Annotated in this window: 22 protein-coding genes; 15 read left to right on the top strand and 7 right to left on the bottom strand. The window is 66.8% G+C overall.

The window, feature by feature from the left end; genetic code table 11:
* Positions 1-8 precede the first annotated feature (8 nt).
* Positions 9-1,178: a CaiB/BaiF CoA transferase family protein gene (locus ACILR9_RS19295; RefSeq protein WP_395711582.1), complete on the bottom strand. Its 1,170-nt coding sequence runs from the start codon at positions 1,176-1,178 to the stop codon at positions 9-11.
* A gap of 102 nt (positions 1,179-1,280) precedes the next feature.
* Between ACILR9_RS19295 and ACILR9_RS19290 the strand changes: the two genes are divergently transcribed.
* The 3 genes from ACILR9_RS19290 to ACILR9_RS19280 are packed head-to-tail and all read left to right on the top strand — an operon-like array spanning position 1,281 to position 3,972.
* Positions 1,281-2,198, top strand: a complete 918-nt coding sequence (locus tag ACILR9_RS19290; RefSeq protein ID WP_395711581.1) for a LysR family transcriptional regulator — start codon at positions 1,281-1,283, stop codon at positions 2,196-2,198.
* The gene (locus ACILR9_RS19285; protein WP_395711580.1) at positions 2,195-2,989 is read left to right on the top strand and encodes an enoyl-CoA hydratase/isomerase family protein; all 795 of its coding nucleotides are present in this window, start codon (positions 2,195-2,197) and stop codon (positions 2,987-2,989) included. The genes ACILR9_RS19290 and ACILR9_RS19285 overlap by 4 nt, the downstream gene beginning before the upstream one ends.
* Complete coding sequence (locus tag ACILR9_RS19280) at positions 2,986-3,972, top strand: MBL fold metallo-hydrolase (protein ID WP_395711579.1); 987 nt, start codon at positions 2,986-2,988, stop codon at positions 3,970-3,972. Before ACILR9_RS19285 ends, ACILR9_RS19280 begins: the two co-directional genes overlap by 4 nt.
* Positions 3,973-4,230: 258 nt before the next feature.
* Here ACILR9_RS19280 and ACILR9_RS19275 read toward each other — a convergent pair whose 3' ends face one another.
* Genes ACILR9_RS19275 through ACILR9_RS19265 form a run of 3 tightly spaced genes read right to left on the bottom strand, consistent with a single transcriptional unit; the run spans position 4,231 to position 5,279 of the window.
* A complete protein-coding gene (locus ACILR9_RS19275; RefSeq protein ID WP_395711578.1) occupies positions 4,231-4,509 on the bottom strand; it encodes a hypothetical protein in 279 nt (92 codons plus the stop codon).
* 13 nt (positions 4,510-4,522) lie between these two features.
* Positions 4,523-4,915 carry a RidA family protein gene (locus tag ACILR9_RS19270; protein ID WP_395711577.1) on the bottom strand — a complete coding sequence of 131 codons (393 nt, stop codon included), beginning with the start codon at positions 4,913-4,915 and terminating at the stop codon, positions 4,523-4,525.
* 7 nt (positions 4,916-4,922) lie between these two features.
* Positions 4,923-5,279 carry a metallophosphoesterase gene (locus ACILR9_RS19265; protein WP_395711576.1) on the bottom strand — a complete coding sequence of 119 codons (357 nt, stop codon included), beginning with the start codon at positions 5,277-5,279 and terminating at the stop codon, positions 4,923-4,925.
* Positions 5,280-5,505: 226 nt separating this feature from the next.
* Here ACILR9_RS19265 and ACILR9_RS19260 point away from each other — a divergent pair, with 226 nt between their 5' ends.
* From ACILR9_RS19260 to ACILR9_RS19225, 8 genes are all read left to right on the top strand, one after another.
* Positions 5,506-6,762 (top strand): MgtC/SapB family protein, encoded by a 1,257-nt coding sequence (locus ACILR9_RS19260; RefSeq protein ID WP_395711575.1) that lies wholly within the window; start codon positions 5,506-5,508, stop codon positions 6,760-6,762.
* Between the two features lie 282 nt (positions 6,763-7,044).
* Complete coding sequence (locus tag ACILR9_RS19255) at positions 7,045-7,284, top strand: isochorismatase family protein (RefSeq protein ID WP_395711574.1); 240 nt, start codon at positions 7,045-7,047, stop codon at positions 7,282-7,284.
* Positions 7,285-7,440: 156 nt separating this feature from the next.
* Positions 7,441-8,157: an alpha/beta fold hydrolase gene (locus ACILR9_RS19250; RefSeq protein WP_395711573.1), complete on the top strand. Its 717-nt coding sequence runs from the start codon at positions 7,441-7,443 to the stop codon at positions 8,155-8,157.
* A gap of 207 nt (positions 8,158-8,364) precedes the next feature.
* Complete coding sequence (locus tag ACILR9_RS19245) at positions 8,365-9,327, top strand: branched-chain amino acid ABC transporter permease (protein WP_395711572.1); 963 nt, start codon at positions 8,365-8,367, stop codon at positions 9,325-9,327.
* A 9-nt stretch (positions 9,328-9,336) separates the two neighbouring features.
* On the top strand, positions 9,337-10,218 hold the full coding sequence (locus tag ACILR9_RS19240) for a branched-chain amino acid ABC transporter permease (protein WP_395711571.1): 882 nt from the start codon (positions 9,337-9,339) through the stop codon (positions 10,216-10,218).
* Positions 10,215-10,928: an ABC transporter ATP-binding protein gene (locus ACILR9_RS19235; RefSeq protein ID WP_395711570.1), complete on the top strand. Its 714-nt coding sequence runs from the start codon at positions 10,215-10,217 to the stop codon at positions 10,926-10,928. The genes ACILR9_RS19240 and ACILR9_RS19235 overlap by 4 nt, the downstream gene beginning before the upstream one ends.
* Before the next feature lie 2 nt (positions 10,929-10,930).
* On the top strand, positions 10,931-11,692 hold the full coding sequence (locus ACILR9_RS19230; RefSeq protein WP_395711569.1) for an ABC transporter ATP-binding protein: 762 nt from the start codon (positions 10,931-10,933) through the stop codon (positions 11,690-11,692).
* A 52-nt stretch (positions 11,693-11,744) separates the two neighbouring features.
* Entirely contained in the window at positions 11,745-12,971 is a 1,227-nt protein-coding gene (locus tag ACILR9_RS19225) for an amino acid ABC transporter substrate-binding protein (protein ID WP_395711568.1), read from the top strand.
* Positions 12,972-13,133: 162 nt separating this feature from the next.
* Here ACILR9_RS19225 and ACILR9_RS19220 read toward each other — a convergent pair whose 3' ends face one another.
* The 3 genes from ACILR9_RS19220 to ACILR9_RS19210 all read right to left on the bottom strand — a co-directional run bounded on the left by ACILR9_RS19220 (position 13,134) and on the right by ACILR9_RS19210 (position 15,481).
* Positions 13,134-13,766 (bottom strand): hypothetical protein, encoded by a 633-nt coding sequence (locus tag ACILR9_RS19220; RefSeq protein WP_395711567.1) that lies wholly within the window; start codon positions 13,764-13,766, stop codon positions 13,134-13,136.
* Positions 13,767-13,828: 62 nt separating this feature from the next.
* Positions 13,829-14,596 (bottom strand): SDR family NAD(P)-dependent oxidoreductase, encoded by a 768-nt coding sequence (locus tag ACILR9_RS19215; RefSeq protein ID WP_395711566.1) that lies wholly within the window; start codon positions 14,594-14,596, stop codon positions 13,829-13,831.
* Between the two features lie 6 nt (positions 14,597-14,602).
* Complete coding sequence (locus tag ACILR9_RS19210) at positions 14,603-15,481, bottom strand: aldose 1-epimerase (protein WP_395711565.1); 879 nt, start codon at positions 15,479-15,481, stop codon at positions 14,603-14,605.
* 103 nt (positions 15,482-15,584) lie between these two features.
* Between ACILR9_RS19210 and ACILR9_RS19205 the strand changes: the two genes are divergently transcribed.
* From ACILR9_RS19205 to ACILR9_RS19190, 4 genes are all read left to right on the top strand, one after another.
* A complete protein-coding gene (locus tag ACILR9_RS19205) occupies positions 15,585-16,943 on the top strand; it encodes an extracellular solute-binding protein (protein ID WP_395711564.1) in 1,359 nt (452 codons plus the stop codon).
* 25 nt (positions 16,944-16,968) lie between these two features.
* Entirely contained in the window at positions 16,969-17,898 is a 930-nt protein-coding gene (locus ACILR9_RS19200) for a carbohydrate ABC transporter permease (RefSeq protein WP_395711563.1), read from the top strand.
* Positions 17,898-18,785 (top strand): carbohydrate ABC transporter permease, encoded by an 888-nt coding sequence (locus ACILR9_RS19195; RefSeq protein WP_395711562.1) that lies wholly within the window; start codon positions 17,898-17,900, stop codon positions 18,783-18,785. The genes ACILR9_RS19200 and ACILR9_RS19195 overlap by 1 nt, the downstream gene beginning before the upstream one ends.
* A gap of 286 nt (positions 18,786-19,071) precedes the next feature.
* Positions 19,072-19,854 (top strand): HpcH/HpaI aldolase/citrate lyase family protein, encoded by a 783-nt coding sequence (locus ACILR9_RS19190; RefSeq protein WP_395711561.1) that lies wholly within the window; start codon positions 19,072-19,074, stop codon positions 19,852-19,854.
* Positions 19,855-19,983: the final 129 nt, after the last annotated feature.

Below are 19,983 nucleotides of genomic sequence, written 5' to 3'. Positions count from 1 at the left end.
CCCCGACTCTACACCCCGTCCACCAGGCGCACCGCGCCATCGCGCGCCAGCGATGCGATCTCCTCGCGCGCGAATCCCGCTTTCAACAGGATATCCCGCGTGTCGGCACCCAGGGTCGGCGCCCCACGCGGCGCTTCGTTGCCGAGCCCGAGCATGCCGGGCCCGAGCTGGAGAAAATCGCCGTCGCCGCCGACCAGCTGCTGCAGGTCGAGGCCGACATGCCGGCCGGCGCGCGCCTCGCGCAGGAATTCGCCCATGCGCCGCACCCGGGCGGCGGGCACGCCGGCTTCGTTGAGCTGCGCCTCGAGCTCTGCGGCCTTCCTGCCGGCAATGGCTTCATCGAGACGCCGCGTCATCTCGAGCGGCTCGACGTCCTCCTCGGGTGCCGGCAAGTCGAGACGATCGCAGAGCGTGGCGAACTGGCGCGGACTGTTGGCCGCGACGGCAAGCCAGCCATCGAGGCAGCGGAAGGTCGACGCCCCCGGCGAGCCGCTGAAGCCGCGATTGCCCGGCCGCGGCTCGTCGCGGTCGGAGGCGAGCACGCGGCTCGCCACCGGTCGCATCAACTGGATCGCTGCCTGCGCCAGCGAGGTGTCGATGTGGCATCCGAGAGTGGCGGCGTCGCGCCGCCGCAGGGCCGCCAGGACGGACATCGCGCCCAGCATGCCGGTGGCGATGTCGATCACCGGAAACCCGACCTTGGTCGGCGGACCATTCTCCTCGCCGTTGGTCATCATCATGCCGGTCAGAGCCTGCACCACCTGGTCGTAGGCGCCGAAACGGCTCCAGGCGCCCTGCTGCCCGTAACCCGAGATCGAGAGATAGACGATGCGCGGATTAAGGGCGCGCAGCGCCGGGTAGTCGAGCCCGAGCCGCGCGGCGGTGCCGGGCCGGAAGTTCTCGATGAACACATCGGCGTCGCGCACCAGGCCGAGCAGCAGATCGCGCAGCCGCGGGACCTTCAGATCGATGGCAAGTGACCGTTTGGCCGCATTGAGCGTCGCAAAGGTGTTCGAGGTCGCGCCGGCCTCGCCGCCGCGCATCACGTCGGGCGCACGCGGGTTCTCCACCTTGAGAACATCGGCGCCGAGAGCCGCGAGGTACATCGAGGCGGCCGGACCGGCGATGACATGGCTGAGATCGATGACCCGTACATCGGCCAGGCATTGCAACGCCATTGGGTTCGGCCGTCCTCCCTTTTTCCTTCAGGCGAGCATAGGCAATCCGGTGATCGGCTCGTAATACCGAATTTCGATATCTTGATATAAATTGCTTATCGCATGGACCATCTGCGCCTGCGCGCCCTCACCCTGGTCGAGACCTTGTCGACGACCGGCTCGCTTCACGAGGCCGCCCGGCGGCTGAACGTCTCGCAGCCCGCCCTGTCGGTCATGCTGCAGGAGATCGAGCGCGCCCTGGGCGGCCGTCTGTTCGAACGGTCGCGTCGCGGCCTGGTGCCGACCGACAAGGGCGACTACATGATCCGTCAGGCCCGACTCATGCTGGCCGATCTGCGGCGTGTCCGGAGCGAGTTCGATCCGGCGAACGAGGGCCGCGCCCTGCTGCGCATCGGCGCCCTGCCGCTGGTCATGCTGGAGATCGTGCCCAAGGCGCTGGCGCTGCTGCGCCGCAGCCAGCCGGCGGTTCGAGCCGAGTTTCACGAAGGGGCGGCACCGGACATCCTGACGGACCTGGCCGAAGGCAGGCTCGATCTGGTGATCGGCCGCATGCTGCCCGACTTCGCCGACAACGAGGACCTGTCGGCCGATTTCCTGTTCGCCGAGTCGTTCTGCATCGTCAGCGGCCCCGGCCATGCGCTCGCCCGGCGGCGCAAGATTTCCTGGCCACGGCTCGCCGAGGCCGACTGGATCGAAGCGCCGGCCAACACCGCCCTGCACGATTTCTTCGCCGAGGCCTTCCTGCGGCGCGGCCTGCGGCCGCCGCAACCGGCCTATCGCTCGGCCTCGTTCTATTCCTGCGTCGCCATCCTCGGCACGTCGGACTGCCTGATGATGGTTCCGCGCGAGGTCGGCCGGCACTTCGCCCGCCAGTCCCGCCTACGCCTCCTGCCGGTCGCGATCGAGGAGGCCTCGGCGCCGTTCTCGCTGATCGCGCGGCGCTCGCGTGCCCGCACGCGCGCCATGATGGCGTTCGAAGCCGCGGTGCGGCAAGTTGTGAGCGACAGGAGCAAGTCATGACGTCGCCCGCCGCAACAGCAGCTTTCGTCCGTTCGTCGACCGTCCGGCATGTCGGCTGGCTGGACTTCGACCGGCCGCCGGTCAACGCTTTCACCCACGCCATGGTCGACCAGACGCATGATGCGATCGCCGCTGCGCTGTCCGATTCCGAGGTGCGCGTGCTGGTCCTGGGAAGCGCCGTCGAAGCTTATTTCAGCGCCGGCGCCGATCTGAATGTCTTCAAGGGCATGACGCAGGACGGCATGCGGCAGTGGGCGATGCGTTGCCACGACATCGTGCGGCTGCTGCGCGGGTCGCCCAAGCCGCTTCTGGCGGCGATCAACGGCACGGCGGTGGGCGGCGGGCTGGAGATGACCCTGCATTGCGACCTTCGCTTCGCCGCGACCAACGCGCGCCTGGGGCAGCCGGAGATCCGCATCGGCTTCATTCCGCCGATCGCCACCACGCAGGCGCTGGCCCGCCTGATCGGCCGGCCACGCGCAATCCGCTACCTGTACGACGGCGGGCTGGTGCCGGCGACCGAGGCGCTGGGCTGGGGCCTGGTCGACGAGCTGGTCGAGCCGGCGGCCCTGCGCGATCGCGTGCAGGCCTATGCCGAGGAACTCGCGGCCAAGTCGCCCGCGGCGCTCGCCGCCATCCGCCGCACCGTCACCTTGGGCGGCGGCTTGACCTTCGAGGAAGGCATGGCCTACGAGCTCGAGACCGTGACCGAGCTCGCCGGGACGCCCGACTTCGTCGAAGGAGTCGACGCCTTCCTTTCCAAACGCTCTCCAGACTGGCCCAGACCATGACCCAGCTCGCCGAAGTCGACTCCCTCGACATCCAGATCCTCGTCGACAACGTCACCGATTCGCTGTCCTCGGTGCCAAGCTTCGTGGAGACCGAGCTGGGCGGTCTCGGGCGGCGACGCGGCCCCGCCTGGGTGCTGGGCGGCAACTGCCTGTGCTGCGCCGCGCACGGCCTGTCGTGCCTGCTTACGCTTCGCGTCGCCGGCAAGACCCACAGCGTGCTGTTCGACAGCGGGCCGGAGGATCGCACCTTCGAGCAGAACGTCTCGCGCCTGGGCATCGATCTCGGCCCGCTCGAAGCGATCGTGCTGAGCCACGGCCATTGGGACCATGCCGGCGCGATGCTGCGCGCCCTTCAGCTTGCGCTCGACCGCAACGGCGGCCGGACCGTGCCGTGCTACGTGCATCCGGACATGTTCCGCAGCCGCGCCGTGAAGCTGCCGGACGGCTCGTTCCGTCCGATGGAGGACGTCCCTTCTCCGGCCGCGCTCGCCGCTTACGGCGGCGCGGTGGTGAGCACGCGCGAGGCGCAGACGGCGGCCGGCGACACGGTGTTCGTGAGCGGCGAGATCCCGCGCCGCAGCGGCTTCGAGATCGGCTTGCCCGGCCAGCATCGCCGCACCGCCGACGGCAGCGGTTGGGAATTGGACGAGCTCCTGATCGACGAGCGCTTCATCGCCGTGAACGTGCGGGGCAAGGGCCTGGTCGTGTTGACTGCGTGTAGCCACGCTGGCGTGATCAACGTGCTTGCCCATGCGCGCGACTGCTTCCCCGGGGTCAAGCTGCACGCCGTGCTGGGCGGCCTGCATCTCTCCGGCCCCAACGAGCGCATCATCCCGCAGACGGTGACGGCGCTCGGCGGCTTCGGCCTCGACGTCATCGCCGCCGGCCACTGCACCGGCTGGCGCGCCATGACCGCGCTGGCCAACGCCTTCGGCGACAGCAAGCTGGTCCCGCTCGCGGTGGGGAAAAGGCTGAGGTTTTGAGTCTTCTCATCGCTGGCAGCGCGCCGCTCGAGTTTCCTCCCCAGCTTCGCTGGGGAGGTGTCCGCGTAATCGCGGACGGAGGGGTCATGAGCCGCAGTCCCGCTGCTCATGACCCCTCCGTCGCGTATGACGCGACACTTCCCCACGCAAAGCGTGGGGAGGGATCATGAAGGAAAAATGCTTTTCCGCACGATCGCGTGGACGCCCCAGTTGCCGTCGACCACCTGCGCCCAGTTACGTTCACCTGATGCGTCGAGCTCATAGATCGTCACGACCTCGCGCGTGTCGCCGTCGAGGAAGTCCTTGTAGTGGAAGCCCCATATCGGCATTGGCCGGCAGATGATGATGCCGCGGCGCTGACGTCGGCCGCACGGCGCGCGATGCCAGCGTCACGCCGCCGGCGGCCAGCGCTGCAGCGCCGCCTTTCGCGGCAAAGTTGCTGGCAAGGAATTCGCGGCGCTGGCGCGCCATGTCCTCGAGGAACTGCCGGTGATGCGTCTCGAACTCGGCGCAGGTCGGATCATCGCCCTTGCACATCGCACACTCCGGATCAGCGTCGCGCGAGAAGATCGATCTCGACCATAGCGCCGCGCGCCAGGCCGGTGACGCCGATGCAGGTCCGCGCCGGCCGGCGGTCGGCCGGGAAATAGCCGGCATAGACCGCGTTCATGCGCGGATAATTGACCTCGAAGTCGGTGATGTAGATACGCACGCAGACGACGTGCTCGAGGCCGAGCTTCAGGCCCGCGAGCACGATCTTGAGGTTCTCCATCACCCGCACCGTCTGACCTTCGATGTCGGGCGGCAGCGGCCTGGAGTCATCCTCCGGGAAGGTCGGCATCTGGCCGGTGACGAAGCACCAGCCGTCGGCCTCGACGGCATGGCTGAACGGCGCCACCGGCGTCGGTGCGCCGGGGGCCATGAAGAAGATCGGTGGGCTCATGCTGCGACTATGGAACGGTCGTCTGTCGAGCAGCAAGACGTGTGCCAGCAGCCTCTCCCGGACCGCGGGCGTCGTAGTGCAGGAAGCCGCCGTCGGTCGGCAGGTAACCGTCCGAGCCGAACTCGGCCATGAGCTCGGCGCGGCGATCATGGTTGCCGGGCACCAGATAGACCGGCATCGACAGGGGGTCGAGGATATCGCGCAGCACCTCGTACTCCTCGGCGAGGCCGCAATCCGTCAGATCGCCTCGTCGGCCTTCATTCTTGCCGTTCATCATGGCCTGGATCTCGTCCTCCAGCGCCTTGCGCACGGCGACCGTCTGGTAGGGCGCGAGCCAAGGCTTGGCGAACGGTAGCTGATCCAATGCTACTCTGGCATCGGGAGTCTAGGCGATGAACTCCTTCATCTCCGCTTTGTCGTAGGCCGAGTTGAGATAGTCCGGGTGATCCTGCACGGATTCGCGGGCTCCGGCCGCGCCGGCCACGCTCATGCTCATCTCGCGCGCTCCCGCGGCCGGATGGAACAAGGAACGGCTACAGGCCGGCTACCTTTGCGTGACGTCCGGCGCGCGATGGGGATAATCGCCAGCCATGCGAGACCTTCATCCTCTCGTCCCCGGATTCCTGGTGGCGCTCGGCATCGGCCTGCTGGTCGGCATCGATCGCGAGCGCCGCAAAGGCGACGGCCCATCGCGCAGCGCCGCCGGCCTGCGGACGTTCACGCTGGCATCCTTGCTCGGTGCCGTCGCCATGGCGGCAGGCGAAGCGCAGCTGCTCGCCGCAGCCGGGCTTGCGGTCGCTGCCTTCGCCGGCCTGTCCTATTGGCGCGCCCGCGAGGAGGATCCCGGGCTGACGACCGAGACTGCGCTGGTCGTCACCACCCTGATCGGCGGGCTGGCGATCCGCGAGCCGGTCGTTGCCGCCGGTCTCGGCGTGGTCGTTGCCGTGCTGCTGGCCGCCCGCACGCCGCTGCACCGCTTCGCACGCTCGGTTCTCACCGATGAAGAGCTGCGCAGCCTGCTGATCTTCGCCGGCGCCACGCTGGTCGTGCTGCCGCTGCTGCCCGATCATACGATCGGCCCGTATGGTGCGCTCAACCTGCGCAATATCTGGCTGATCGTCATCCTGGTCATGGCGATCAGCGCGCTGGGCTACATCGCGGTGCGCCTAGCCGGCGCAAAGTTCGGGCTGCCCCTCGCCGGTTTCGCCTCCGGCTTCGTCTCGAGCAGCGCCACGATCGGCGCGATGGGCGCACGCACGCGCGGCCACCCCGAGCTGATGAAGCCCGCCGTCGCGGGCGCGGTCCTGTCGTCGGTCGCCACCATCGTCCAACTCGCCCTGCTGATCGCCGCGATCAGCATGGAGACGCTGCTCGCCTTCTGGCTGCCGCTGGTCCTGTCCGGTGCCGCCGCCGTGGTCTATGGCGGCATCTTCACCCTGTGGGCGCTCGAGCATCGGATCGAGGAGCATTCGGCGCCGGGCAGCGCCTTCAGCCTCAAGACCGCGCTCGGCTTCGCGGCCATCCTCGCGGTCATCCTGCTGGTTGCCGCGGCGGCGCAGGACTGGTTCGGCGAGACCGGCGTGCTGATCGCCGCCGCGATCGGCGGCCTTGCCGACACCCACTCGGCGGCCGTGTCGATCGCCTCACTGGTCCAGGAAAAGCGAATCGAGGCGTCGATGGCGGTCGTGCCGATCCTGGCCGCGCTCAGCGCCAACACCGTCACCAAGGCCGCCTTCGCCATCGCTGTCGGCGGGCGGACCTTCGCCCTCTATGTCATTCCCGGCCTGATCCTGATGGTCGCGGCGGCCTGGCTCGGCGCCTTCCTCGCGGGGCCGATCAAGGCCTGAGCATGCGCGCCGCCATCTCGACGACGAGGTCGAGCAGCGCCTCGTCCTGGCCGGCCCGGCGACGATCCCGAGGCCGAGCGGCAAGCCATTCGGGCGGCGATCGGCACGGTCACGGCCGGCAATCCGGCATGGCCGGCAACGGAGCTCAAGGTGAGCGCCATGGCATAGAAGCAGCTCGCTTCCTCGCCGCGCAGGAAGCGGCGCGGCGCGGTCGACGGGGTCGCCGGCAGCAGCAGGAATGTCCCCGGCGGCAGCAGCCCGTGCAGGCGATCGGCCGTCGCGATGCGCCAGCCGTGCCAGCGCGCGGCATTGGCCGGATCGAACGCACATGACCCCTCCGTCGCGGCGATCGATCATTCGCTGACCGACGCCAACTTCCTGGGCTACGGCTGTGTGCTGGTCGAGGATTGCTGTGCCACCACCTCGCCCGATCTCTGCACCGAGGCCACGGTGTGGAACGTCAAGAAGTGCTTCGGCTTCGTCACCGATTCAGGGAAGATTCTGCGGACGCTGAAAAAGTAAGCACACCGGCGCGACGCAACCGCTACAATCCCGCTGTCATCCCAAGACAGGCACCTGACACGCAAGCGGTGTCAGCGCGGGACTTTCATTCAGCAATGAAAGGTCCCTCGCCAGGCTCAGGATGACAAGCGCGTCGTAACGAAGAGTTCAGCTGTCTTGTCACAGACCCCGACCAAGCGTTTGCGCGATCTCGTCCTTCTCCCAGGCTTCATGTGCGATCAGGATCTGTGGACCGACATGGTCCCCGATCTCGAGGCCGCGGCGACCCTGCACTACGGCAACGTCTACGAGGATACCTCGCTCGAAGGCATGGCGCGGCGCGTCCTCAGCTCCTCACCCGAGCGCTTCGTGCTGGTCGGCTTCTCGATGGGCGGTTTCGTGGCCCGCGTGCTCGCCTTGATGGCGCCGGAGCGGGTGCGCGGCGTCGCCTTCGTCGCTTCGTCTGCGCGCGGCTACTCGGCCGAGGAGACAGCGCGGCGCCAGGCCGGCTACCAGCCGGGTGACCGTCCGCCGCGCAAGGCCGGTGAAGAGTCGGTGGCGCGCGGACTGCATCCGGCGCGCGAGACCGATCCCATCCTGCTCGACCGGCTGCGCGGCATGCAGCGGCGGCTCGGCCGTGAGGTGCGGGCGCGCCAGGCCCAGCTGGTGCGCAACGATGGCTACGCCGACCTCGAGCGTATCGCCTGCCCGTCGCTGGTCGTCGCCTGCCGGCAGGACCGGCTGCGCCGGTTCGCCGAGACCGAGCGCATGGCGCAGCACCTGCCAAATGCCCAGTTCGCCGTCCTCGAGGACTGCGGCCACATGGCGCCGCTCGAGCGGCCGCGGGAACTGGCCAGCCTGTTGGTCGACTGGATCGGGGGATCGGGGTTGTAAAGAAGCGTACGCTCCGGGCAGTACCATTGCGCCTCCTGATTGACAGAGCATGGGGCTGGAAACATGCGGCTGCTTGATGCACATCAGTGCCGTGAGTCGCGACCTCTCCGACAAGCTCCCATCCTTCGCAGTCGCAGCAAACGTCCCTCGTTGTCGCGTCGATGACCCTGGCCTATCGTGGCGCGTGACCTCGTTACGCGACCTCTGATGGCGTCTCCGTCTCGCGCTGCCGATTCGGCCGACCGGATCTACTTCACGCTGGTGGCCCTGATTGGCGGCGCCCTGCTGATCTACTTCGCCGCGGTGCCGGCACTCGGGCTCAACGTCGCCTTCCACTTCTACCTGATGCTGTGGATCACCATGGCGTCGGCCTTCAATGTCGCCTCGGGCTTCGCCGGCTACATGCCGTTCGGCTACGTCGCCTTCTACGGTGTCGGCGCCTTCACGACAGCGATCCTGGTCAAGAAGGCGGCCTTTCCGCTTTTCCTCGCGCTGCCGCTGTCGGGCGTTGCCGGCCTCGTGCTGGCATTGCTGTTCGCGCCGACGCTGCGCCTGGCCGGCATCTATTTCGGCATCGTCAGCCTGGCGCTGGCCGGCATCTGCCGGCTCGTCATCACCAACATGCCGGAGCAGATCACTGGCGGCAGCTTCGGCCTGCAGCTCGGCAGCCGCGCCCAGCCCCTGCAGAGCTTCTACGTCATGATGGCGGTGATGGTGCTGGCCCTGGCCACCATCCTGTGGCTGTCGCGTTCGCGGCTGGGCAAGGCGCTGCGCGCCACACGCGATGATGCCGAGGCGGCCGACATGATGGGCGTCAACGTTCCGCGCGTCCGTCTCTATGGCTGGCTGATCTCGGCCTTCTTTCCGGCGGTCTGCGGCGGCATCGAGGCCTGGTACACCAACGTCGTCGACACCGAGACCGCCTTCAACACCCTGATCACCGCCAAGACGGTCATCTACGCGGTGGCTGGCGGCATGGGCACGGTGACCGGACCGATCGTCGGCGCTGTTGCCATGGTGTGGCTCGACGAGCTGATCTGGCGCCAGTTCCCGCTGCTCAATCTCCTGATCCTGGGTGTGGCCACGGTGATCCTGGTGCTGTTCCTGCCGCGCGGTATCGTCGGCACCATCCTGCGCCGCAAGCCGCATTGGCGGCGTTACGTGCCGTAGGCGGTCGCGGTGGAGCTGCTGATCCTGAACGGCCTCGCCAACGGGCTGATCGTGGGCGGAATCTATGCCCTGGTCGGGGTCAGCCTGACCCTGCTCTACGGCGTGCTGCGGGTCGTCAACTTCGCCCACGGCGAGTTCGTGATCGCTGGCTCGTTCTTCGCCTTTGTGCTGTTCAGCACGCTGCACATCCCGCCGCTGCTCGCCGTGCCGCTCGCCGCCGTCGCCTTTTTCGCCGCCGGCTGGCTGCTCTACTACGTGCTGATCCCGCGCCTGTCGCAGAGCGACGATCCCGAGCTGATGTCGTTCCTGATGTTCTACGGCGTCTCGATCGCGGCGGCGGCGCTGATGCTGCTGCTGTTCGAGGCCGATTCGCGCTCGATCGACTTCACCTTCACCCCGGTCTCGGTCCAGGTCGGCCCGATCTACATCTCGACTGCCCGCATCGTGGCGCTCGCCATCACCATCGTGATCTCGATCGCGCTGGCGCTGTTCCTGTTCCGCACGCTCCCCGGCAAGGCCTTGCGCGCAGCAATCATGAATCGCGAGGCGATCCAGATCATGGGCGTCGACATCGTCCGCCTGTCGGCCTTCGCCTTCGCCCTCGCCTCCTCGCTGGCCGGCGTCACCGGCGTGCTGGTCGCGCTGGTATTCCCCGCCTTCAATCCGTTCTCCGGGACGGAGTACACCATCATCGCCTTCATCGTCGTGGTGCTGGGCGGCCTCGGCAATCCGGTCGGCGCCTTGCTTGCCGGCGTGGTATTCGGCCTCGCCGAGCAGATGGCGACGGTGTTCCTGCCTCAGGCCCTGGCGCAGATCGTGGGCTTCGTCATCTTGGTCGGCACGATCTTCTTGCGGCCGTCGGGCCTGCTCGGCACGAGGTTCCGACGGTGACCAGCGTCATCGAAACCCGCGGGCTGATCAAGCGCTTCGGCGGCCTGGTGGCGCTCGACGGCGTCAACCTGCAGGCCGACGCCGGCGAGACCCTGGGCATCATCGGCGTCAACGGCGCCGGCAAGACCACCCTGATGAACTGCATCTGCGGCCTCTACCGGCCGGACGGCGGCGACGTTTTCATCGGCGGCGAACGCGTCACCGGCCAGCCGCCGCACGTCATCGCCCATCACGGCATCGGGCGGACCTTCCAGGTGCCGCGCGTGTTCCGCAGGATGTCGCTGATCGACAATCTCCTGGTGCCAGTGCTCGACCGGTCGGTCTCCGATTCCGAGCTGATCGGTCGCGCCGAGGCGATGCTCGAGCGCATGAGTCTGATCGAGCTGCGCCACAACTATGCCGAGGAGCTGTCGGGAGGCCAGCAGAAGCTGCTCGAGATGGCGCGCATGCTGATGCCCGATCCGGCCATCGTCATGCTCGACGAGCCGTTCGCCGGGGTCCATCCGCTACTCTGCAAGTTCATGATCGAGCGCATCGAGGAAACGGCCCGGGCCGGCAAGGTCGTGCTGCTGATCAGCCACGACTTGACCTCGATCTATCGATTGTCGACCCGCGTCGTTGCGCTCAACCAGGGGCGAGTCATCGCCGAAGGCGGTGTCGACGACATCCGCGGCAATCCCGCCGTCATCGAAGCCTATCTCGGGACATGACGATGGCGACCCACGACTCGACTGGACCGCCGGTCCTTGCGCTCGACAACGTCGACGTCGCCTATCACGGCGACATTCGCATCCTGCGCGGGCTGTCGCTCGCAGTCAGGCCGGGACTGATCACCGGCGTCATCGGCCCCAATGGCGCCGGGAAGTCGACGGCGCTGCGCGCTCTTTACGGCCTGTTGAAGCCGGTTGCCGGCGAGGTGCTGATCGACGGCCGCACGGCGACCGGCCTGCCGCCGTGGAAGTTCATCGAGCACGGCATCGCCCTGGTGCCGCAGCAGCGCAGCCTGTTCAACGAGCTGTCGGTCGAGGACAATCTGCGCCTCGCCTGCTGGTCGTTCCGGCGCGATCGCCAGCGGGTCGAGGAGGCGCTAGAACGCGCCTACGTCCAGTTCCCCATGCTGCGCGACAAGCGCCGCGACCTAGCGGGCTCGATGAGCGGCGGCCAGCAGCGCTTCCTCGAGCTCGGCCGCGCCCTGGCATTGCGGCCGCGGGTGCTGCTGCTCGACGAGCCCACGGCGATGATCGCGCCGCGCATCAGTGCCGACATCTACGACTTCATCAGCGGGCTGCCCGCCCAGGGCATCACCGTGCTGCTGGTCGACCAGAACGTGCGCCAGTGCGTGCGCATCGCCCAGCACCTGTATGTTCTCGAGCTCGGCCAGAACAAGGTCGACGGCTCGGCCCATGCCTTCCAGGAGGATTCGGGGCTGCGCGACCTGATCGCCGAGTGGGTCGACTATCGCATCGACACGTGACCACCCGGCCGCCGGTTGGTAGCCTTCGGCAAAAGGACAAGGAGGGACGCCAATGACAAGCAATCTACCGAGGAGAACGCTGCTCGCCGGTGCGGCCGGTACGCTCGCGATCGGCGGCGCGCGGGCGCAGGACGCCAAGCCGATCCGCATCGGCATGACAGTGTCGTCGACCGGCGCTTTCGCGCTCGCCGCCCAGTCGGGCCTGCGCGGCGCCGAGATCTGGGTCGACGACGTCAACAGCCGCGGCGGCATCGCGATCGGCGGCACCAAGCGCAAGGTCGAGCTGGTGAAGCTCGACGACCGCAGCGACAAGACCATCGTGCCCAAGGTCTACGAGACCCTGATCAAGGAAGAGAAGGTCGATCTCTGCTTCGGTCCGTTCGGCTCGACCCTGACCGCGGCTGCCGTCAACGCCACCGAGGCGGCCGACAAGTTCATGGTGATCTGGTCGGCGTCGGCCGATTCGATCTACCAGCAAGGCTACAAGTACGTCGTGTCGGCGACCCAGCAGGCCGGCACCCTGCTCGGCCGGCCCGGAGTCAAGGCATTCGCCCAGCTCGGCGCCAAGAAGATCGCTTTCGCCTATCTCGACGAGCCGTTTCCCGCCGCGCTGACCAACGGCGCGATCGAGGAGGCGAAGAAGCTCGGCCTCGAGGTGACGATCAACGAGAAGTTCGCCAAGGGTACCAAGGACTTCAACATCCTGATCCAGAAGGCCAAGGCGACCGGCGCCGACGTCTTCATGCCGACCGCCTACGAGGGCGACCAGATGACGATCGCGCGCCAGCTGCGTGAGATGAACGTCGAGTTCAAGGCCGTCTACCTGGTCTATGCCTCGCAACCTCAGTTCCTGGCCATCGGCAAGGACGCGCTCTACCACTTCAGCCAGACCCTGCTGCACGAGCGCATCAACTGGAAGGTGACGGGCGGGCTTGATCGGGCGCAGATGATGGAGCGCTATGCCAAGCTGTTCCCCAATGCCCAGTATGCCGCCGACTTCCAGACCGCGCTCGCCTATGGCGCCGGCGCTGCGCTGGAGCAGATTATCGTCGAGGCGCAGTCGCTCGAGGCGGCCAAGCTCAAGGCGGCGGCGTTGAAGCTCAACAACAAGATCGTCACCGTCACCGGTCCCTACGAGATCGACGAGACCGGCAAGCAGTTCAAGAGCGAGTTCGCCGTCATGCAGAACATGCCGTCCGGCCCCGAGGCGGTCTTCCCGCCCGAGATCGCCACCGCCAAGGCAGTCTACCCGGCGCCCCCCTACAAGGACCGGAAGTAGGTCCCTTCATGCGCTCCTCCCAGCTTCGCTGGGGAGGTGTCGGCGTCTTCGCCGACGGAGGGGTCAAAGGCCGCAGTCCCGCTGCTCATGACCCCTCCGTCTCGGATTACCGAGACTCCTCCCCAACGAAGTTGGGGAGGAGAATGAGCGAGCGCCGCGCCGCTATATCGGAGACGTCGACGTCGCCGGGCGCTGGCGCAGCGCGTCGACGATGGCGACCAGTCGCGCGCCCTGCGGGCTGGCCGGGTCGAGCAGGCGGTCACGTGGCGTTTTCTCGGCCAGGCGGCTCAGCTCCATGAGGGCGCGGATGTGCTGGCGGCGCGTCAGGCGGTGCTCGGCCGAACGATGGCGGAAGAACAGGCGGGCGAGCTGGCCCTCGCCGACGAGGGCGTTGAGTTCCGATGCCGAAACGTAGACCAGGAAGCAGAGGAAGATCCAGATCTGCACCGCGGCGAAGCGATGCCAGGTGAACTCTCGCATCAACGTTTGAAAGACATCGCCGAAGCCGTGCGCCTCGATGGCGAAATCCACGACCTTCTCGACGATGCGCACCACCAGCACGACGAAGGAGTAGAAGATCGACTTGTAGAGGATCGGCAGGATGAGCGGCGCGCCACGATAGCGGTCGATGATGCGCACCCGATCGACCACCAGCACCACCTTGGCAACCACCAGCGCCGTGGTGGTGGACAGGACGACCGAATGGAGCTCGAACCAGACACTGCGAACGGCGAGGTTGGTCGAGAACGAGATGAGGTTGAAGGTGATGATGAAGTAGAGCGTCGGCGGCAGCAAATGACGAACGAACCTCGCCGCGGCGACGCTGGCGCGACGCCAGAGCCTTCCGGCGAATGGCCTCACATTCGGCCCCCGTCGACCACGAAGTTCTGCGCCGTCACCATCCGGCTGTCGTCGGCGGCGAGCCATAGCGCCATGCGGGCGATGTCGGGCGGATAGACCTTCTCCTTGAGGCACTGCGCCTGCATCAGGCCCGCCTCGGCCTCGGGCGTCAGCCACAGATCGATCTGCCGCTGGGTCATGATCCAGCCCGGCGTGATCGAGTTCAACCGGATCCTGTCCGGGCCGAGATCACGGGCGAGGCCGCGCGACATGCCGATCACGGCCGCCTTGGCGGCCTGGTAGACGGACAGGCGGGGCGTCATGGCGTGGTAGCTCACCGAGCTGAAATTCACGATCGAGCCGCCGCCCGCCCGCTGCATGCCCGGCACCACCGACTGGATCGCGAAATACTGGTGCCGGAGATTGACCGCGATGCGCTCGTCCCAGAAGTCCGGCGTCACCTCCTCGAGGTCGTGTCGATCGTCGCGCGCGGCGTTGTTGATCAGCACGGTGAAGGCTCCCAGCTGGCCCGCCAGCTCGGCGAGCACGCCCTGGTAGGCGGCGATGTCACGCACGTCGCAGCGCCGGTAGGTCGGCACCGCATGACCTGATGCGGAGAGCCTGGCCACCAGCGCCTGCGAGGCGGCATCGTCGATGTCGCAAAACCCCACCTTGGCGCCCTGCTCGGCGAAGTGCTCGACGATCGAGGCACCGATTCCCGAACCGCCACCGGAGACGAACACGGCGCGGTCTTTCAGGCTGGGATAGGAGGCGAAGGGCAGCATGGGTCCTCACTGAATGGTCAGGCGGAAGGTGACGTCGCCGGCGATCGTATCACCCGCGGCGAGTCTGGTGGCAGCGATCTGGCCATTGGCATGGCTGACCGGCTCGACACAGAAGAACGGCCGTTGCGGCGGCGTGAAGATCACCAGCGTGCGAAGCGCCTCGCTGGCCGACATCTCGAGCGTCAGTCCGCGACCGGGCCAGGCGATGCGCGCCAGCCCATCCCAGCCCTCGAAGCAATTGTCGAGCGCGACCGCACCGATTCGACGGCCGGCGCTGAAGTCCCAAGCGACAGGGACGTCGATGCGCTCGGTCGGCAAGACCTCGGGGTCGGCAAGCCAGACGCTTTTCGTGCGACACTGCAGGTCGGTCGCCGCGTCGCACACGAAGAAGGGGTGCAAGCCAATCCCGGCCGGCACCGCTCGCGCCTCGCGATTCTGCAGGGAGATGCGCACGGTCAGCCGATCCTCGTCGAGGCGATAGATTTGGCGGGCGCGATAGGCGAACGGCCAGCCGCCGTCGCTTGCGGCCTCGTGGTCATAGGCGATCTCGGCCGACCGCACATCATGACGCTCGACTGTCCAGGCCATCGCCCAGCCGTCGCCGTGCATGGGATGATTCACGCAAGGCCAATTGCGCTGCAGCGCGATCTGTTGTCCGTCGAAACGGAAGCGACCGCCGGCAATGCGATTGGAAAAGGGCAACAGTGGATAGCAGGCCGTATTGTTACCGCGGGTCGCGGCCGTTGCCTCGGCCAGCATGTCGGCGGGCGTCCGGCGCAGCACGTCGCGACTGCCGTCGACGCTGAAGCGGACGATCGATCCGCCCGCCCGAGGTGCGAGGTCGACCTGGAGCCGGCCGGCGCGCAACGACAACAGAAGCGTCATGGAGCTGGTCCTCCGAGGCATGTTTTTTGCTGCCTCGTATCTACTGGCTGGCGTGCCGGGGTGCTAGGGTCCCGTCATCCGGGGGGACTCTCAGGGGGTCGAAATGAATGATGACGTGATCCGCAAATGGGAATTGAGCCGCCGCCGCGTTCTCGCGACGGCAGGCGGTCTCGGGCTAGCCGGTCTGTCCGGCAGCGCCCTCGCGCAACAGGGTGGGCCGTGGAGCGTGCCGCCGAAGAGCAAGGTCGACCGGGTCAATTTCGTGGTCTGGACCTACGGCGACATCTACGCGCGCATCGCCAAGCAGTTCGAGGCCGATTGGGGCGTCAAGGTCGATTCGACGATCTCGTCCTTCAACGACCACCCGACCAAGCTCGCGACCATGTTCGCCGCCGGCGAGAAGATCGACGTTTCGCAATCCTCGCCCTTCTCCTTTCCGAACTTCGTTGCCCAGGGCCTGGCCGAACCGATCGACAACCTCCCCGGTGCCGCCGACTACATCAAGGATTTCACGCCCTTCACCAAGCAGGTGGCGACGGTCGGCGGCAAGACCATGGGCCTGCCTTATTTCTCGGCGGTCTGGGTGTGGAACTACTACGCCGACATGCTCGAGAAGCTGAAGATCGACAAACCGTTCGCGACCTACGACGAGTTCATCGAGCATTGCGTCAAGGCCAAGAAGGACGGCGTGTCGCGTTACCCGATCCTGTGGGTGGCGGGTGTCGGCCTCGAGCAGTTGCCGGGCACCTGGTACCAGATGACCTGGAACAAGGGCGGCACGTTCTTCGACAAGCAGGGCAACCACATGCTGGGCGCCGGCTCGATTGCCCGCGAGACCCTGAAATGGTGGGCCAACACCTTCGAGAAGGGCCTCGACATCGCCGACCCGGAATCGCTCAAGGTCCAGTTCACCACCTCGGCCAAGGCGTTCGGCGCCGGCAAGAACCTCTATCGTGGCCCCAACCATCACTACGGCCTCAACGTCGTCAACGATCCGGCGCAATCGCCGATCGCCGGCAAGGTCAAGGTCCATGGCTCGCCCGGCGAGGGCAAGACGATCGGCGTCACCCACGTCTACTTTCTGTCGTCGGCCAATCGCGACAAGGAATGGGCCTGGAAGCTGCTGCAGTATCTCGGCGGCAAGACCAAGGACGGCACCTACACGCAGGCCATCAGCCTCGCCAAGGACGCCATGCTGGGCTCGGGCTACAACTCGGTGATGAACAGCGATGCCGTCAAGCAGGGCTGGGCGCCGTGGGGCGACGTGCCGGAAATTCTCAAGATCTGGGACAAGGCGGCCTATATCGGCGACGCCTGCTCGTCGGTCTATCAGCCCTGGCATTTCCCGTGGACCGACCAACTCAACATCGAGGTCCAGAAGTGCCTGACCGGACAGCTCACCGCCGATCAGTGCTGCGACAACCTGATCAAGGGCATCGCCGACGCCAAGCGCAAGGTCTGACGTCCTGACCAGCGAGACAACGGGAATGGTGATGACCAGGGCCGGCCGCCGGCCCTGGTATCGGCGCGAGATGTCGGCTCGGCATTTCGCCCTGCTCCTCAACCTGCCCACCCTGCTGTTCCTCGGGGTGGTGCTCGCCTACCCGGTGATCTATGCCGGCTACCTGTCGGTGCACCGGGTCGGCCTGGCGCAGCTTCGCCGCGGCGAGTTCCCGTTCAACGGCCTGGAGAACTATGGCCGCGTGCTCGAGGATCCGCTGTTCTGGGTCGCCATCAAGAACACGCTGATCTTCACCTTCATCACCGTCGGCACCGAGGTCATCCTGGCGATCGCCATCGCGCTGCTGATCAACCAGACCAGCGTCTGGACCTCGCGCGTGACGCGATTCCTGATCCTGCTGCCCTACGCCATCCCGCCGATCTGCAACGGCCTGATCTGGTCGTTCCTCTACAGCTTCCAGTTCGGCTTCCTGAATCGCATCCTTTTCAGCGTCGGGCTGATCGACCAGCCGATCAACTGGGCCGGCAATCCCGACACCGCGCTCTACGCCGTCACCGTGCCCTACATCTGGCGCACCCTGCCCTTCGCCATCATCCTGGTGCACGCGGCGCTGCAGGGCATTCCGCGCGATCTCTACGAGCAGGCGGCGATCGACGGCGCCAATGCCTGGCATCGCTTTCGCCAGATCACCTGGCCGATGCTGCAGCAGATCATCGCCATCATCCTGATCCTGCGCACCGCTTTCGCCTTCGCGGTATTCGAGGAGATCCTGGCGATCACCCAGGGCGGGCCGGGCGACGCCACCTGGGTGGCCGCCTGGTACAGCTACAAGATCACCTTCTCGCCGCCCAACAATTTCGGCATGGGCTCGGCCTCCGCCTTCATCCTGACCTTGATGATCGCGGCGATCGCCCTGGTCTATGTGCGCACCGTCTATCGCCGGGTGACGCTCTGATGTTCAAGGTCACGCCCACCGGCAAGGTCCTGCTGCACGCCGCCAACCTCACGGTGATCGTCTTCATCCTGCTGCCGCTACTGGCCGTGCTCATCGCCAGCATCCAGTCCGAGAAGTCGCTGCAGGCCGACACCCGCCGGGTGCTGCCGGCCGAGGTCACGCTCGACAATTTCACCGTCATCCTGACCAAGGGCCAGCAGAGGGGACGCATCTTCGAGCAGGCGACCTACCTGCCCGAGAACATCAAGAGCTTCTACGCCGCCTTCCTCAACTCGACCATCGTGGCGGTCTCGGTCACGGCGCTGACCCTGCTGTTCGGCTCGCTGTCGGCCTACACCATCGCCCGCCTGCGCTTCCGATGGACGCTGTTCCTGCTGCAGGCCAACATCGTTGCGCGCTTCGTGCCGGTGATCGTGCTGATGATCCCGCTCTACATCGTCATGCGATCGATGGGCCAGCTCAACTCGCTGAGCGGCGTGATCCTGGCCGAGACCGGCTTTCTGCTGCCCTATGCCATCCTGATCCTGGCGCCCTACTTCGACAGCATCCCCTCGGAGCTCGAGGAGGCGGCGCGGATCGACGGCTGCACCCGTCTCGGCGCCTTCGTGCGCATCGTCCTGCCGCTGGCGACGCCCGCCCTTGCCGCCTGCGGCGTCATCATGTTCATCGTCTCCTGGCACGAGTTGCTGATCCCCTTGATCCTGAACGCCCGGCCGGACTTCATGACCCTGCCCGTCGTCATCGCCAGCTTGGTCGGCGACGTGTTCGTCTTCTTCAACCTGATGATGGCGATTTGCCTGCTGGCGCTCGCCCCCACCGTGGTGCTGGTGGTGCTGCTGCAGCGCTACATCGTGGAAGGCCTGTCGGCGGGTGCGGTGAAGGGGTGACTCATGCTTCCTCCCCAGCTTCGCTGGGGAGGCTTCTCATTCTCCTCCCCAAGCGCAGCTTGGGGAGGTGTCCGCGTAATCGCGGACGGAGGGGTCAGAGGCCCCAGTCCCGCTGCTCATGACCCCTCCGTCTCGGATTACCGAGACACCTCCCCAGCTTCGCTGGGGAGGAGAATGAGAAGCTTGGAGGAGGAGGACTGCACAGCGGCAAAGCCCGATGGCCTCACGCCGGCCTGCTGCCTATGATCCGCGCTTCCGGAACACGACGAGCAAGGGAAACGCCGACATGACGAACATGCTGAAGAAGCGGCTGCAGGCGGGCAAGGCCTGCGTCAATGCCTGGCTGGCCATCCCCAGCGGCTTCTCGGCCGAGGTCATGGCGCAGTGCGGCTGGGACAGCGTCACCGTCGACATGCAGCATGGCGTGCAGGACTACCAGTCGATGGTCCAGTGCTTCCAGGCGATGGACAAGCATCCGATCACGCCCTTGGTGCGCGTGCCGTGGAACGAGCCGGGCATCGTCGGCAAGGTGCTCGACGGCGGCGCCTGGGGCGTCATCTGCCCGATGGTCAACAACGAAGCCGAAGCACGGGCTCTGGCCTCGTACGCGCTCTATCCGCCCAAGGGCAAGCGCAGCAACGGCCCGATCCGCGCCGGAGCCTATGGTGCGGCGACGCCCTACCAGGCGACGGCCAACGACGAGGTGCTGATCATTCCGATGATCGAGACCCAGGAGGCGATCGACAACATCGACGCCATTCTCGACGTGCCGGGCATCAGCGGCATCTATATTGGCCCCAGCGATCTCGGCCTGTCGCTCGGGCTGGCGCCGCGGCTCGATCGCGAGGAACCCCAAATCTTGGCGATCTACGACAAGCTCGTGGCCGCCTGCAAGAAGCGCAACCTGTTCGCCGGCCTGCACAACGGCACGGCCTCCTACGCCGCCAAGATGATCGGCAAGGGCTTCCAGTTCGTCACCATCGCCAACGATTCGGGCCTGATGGCCATGGCGGCACGCGCCGCCGTCGCCCAGACCCGCAAGGAAGCGGGCGCGGTCGCCGCCCTCTAGGTCTGGCCCTCTAGGTCTGGCCCTCTAGGTCTGGCCCTCTAGGTCTGGCCCTTTAGGTCTGGCCCTCTAGAACTGGGCCCCTAGAACTGGCACGCGCCTTGCTTTCCTGCGGCCAACAACTGGCTGGCG

Source organism: Reyranella sp. (assembly GCF_044224635.1).
Taxonomy (GTDB): domain Bacteria; phylum Pseudomonadota; class Alphaproteobacteria; order Reyranellales; family Reyranellaceae; genus Reyranella.
This window is presented reverse-complemented; position numbering and strand designations above follow the sequence as displayed.

What these genes read in the sequence shown, in the direction of transcription:
- ACILR9_RS19295 (WP_395711582.1), bottom strand. Translation starts at nt 1,178, where the DNA reads ATGGCGTTGCAATGCCTGGCCGATGTACGGGTCATCGATCTCAGCCAT.
- ACILR9_RS19290 (WP_395711581.1), top strand. Translation starts at nt 1,281, where the DNA reads ATGGACCATCTGCGCCTGCGCGCCCTCACCCTGGTCGAGACCTTGTCG.
- ACILR9_RS19285 (WP_395711580.1), top strand. Translation starts at nt 2,195, where the DNA reads ATGACGTCGCCCGCCGCAACAGCAGCTTTCGTCCGTTCGTCGACCGTC.
- ACILR9_RS19280 (WP_395711579.1), top strand. Translation starts at nt 2,986, where the DNA reads ATGACCCAGCTCGCCGAAGTCGACTCCCTCGACATCCAGATCCTCGTC.
- ACILR9_RS19275 (WP_395711578.1), bottom strand. Translation starts at nt 4,509, where the DNA reads ATGTGCAAGGGCGATGATCCGACCTGCGCCGAGTTCGAGACGCATCAC.
- ACILR9_RS19270 (WP_395711577.1), bottom strand. Translation starts at nt 4,915, where the DNA reads ATGAGCCCACCGATCTTCTTCATGGCCCCCGGCGCACCGACGCCGGTG.
- ACILR9_RS19260 (WP_395711575.1), top strand. Translation starts at nt 5,506, where the DNA reads ATGCGAGACCTTCATCCTCTCGTCCCCGGATTCCTGGTGGCGCTCGGC.
- ACILR9_RS19255 (WP_395711574.1), top strand. Translation starts at nt 7,045, where the DNA reads ATGCGCCAGCCGTGCCAGCGCGCGGCATTGGCCGGATCGAACGCACAT.
- ACILR9_RS19245 (WP_395711572.1), top strand. Translation starts at nt 8,365, where the DNA reads ATGGCGTCTCCGTCTCGCGCTGCCGATTCGGCCGACCGGATCTACTTC.
- ACILR9_RS19230 (WP_395711569.1), top strand. Translation starts at nt 10,931, where the DNA reads ATGGCGACCCACGACTCGACTGGACCGCCGGTCCTTGCGCTCGACAAC.
- ACILR9_RS19225 (WP_395711568.1), top strand. Translation starts at nt 11,745, where the DNA reads ATGACAAGCAATCTACCGAGGAGAACGCTGCTCGCCGGTGCGGCCGGT.
- ACILR9_RS19215 (WP_395711566.1), bottom strand. Translation starts at nt 14,596, where the DNA reads ATGCTGCCCTTCGCCTCCTATCCCAGCCTGAAAGACCGCGCCGTGTTC.
- ACILR9_RS19210 (WP_395711565.1), bottom strand. Translation starts at nt 15,481, where the DNA reads ATGACGCTTCTGTTGTCGTTGCGCGCCGGCCGGCTCCAGGTCGACCTC.
- ACILR9_RS19205 (WP_395711564.1), top strand. Translation starts at nt 15,585, where the DNA reads ATGAATGATGACGTGATCCGCAAATGGGAATTGAGCCGCCGCCGCGTT.
- ACILR9_RS19200 (WP_395711563.1), top strand. Translation starts at nt 16,969, where the DNA reads ATGGTGATGACCAGGGCCGGCCGCCGGCCCTGGTATCGGCGCGAGATG.
- ACILR9_RS19195 (WP_395711562.1), top strand. Translation starts at nt 17,898, where the DNA reads ATGTTCAAGGTCACGCCCACCGGCAAGGTCCTGCTGCACGCCGCCAAC.
- ACILR9_RS19190 (WP_395711561.1), top strand. Translation starts at nt 19,072, where the DNA reads ATGACGAACATGCTGAAGAAGCGGCTGCAGGCGGGCAAGGCCTGCGTC.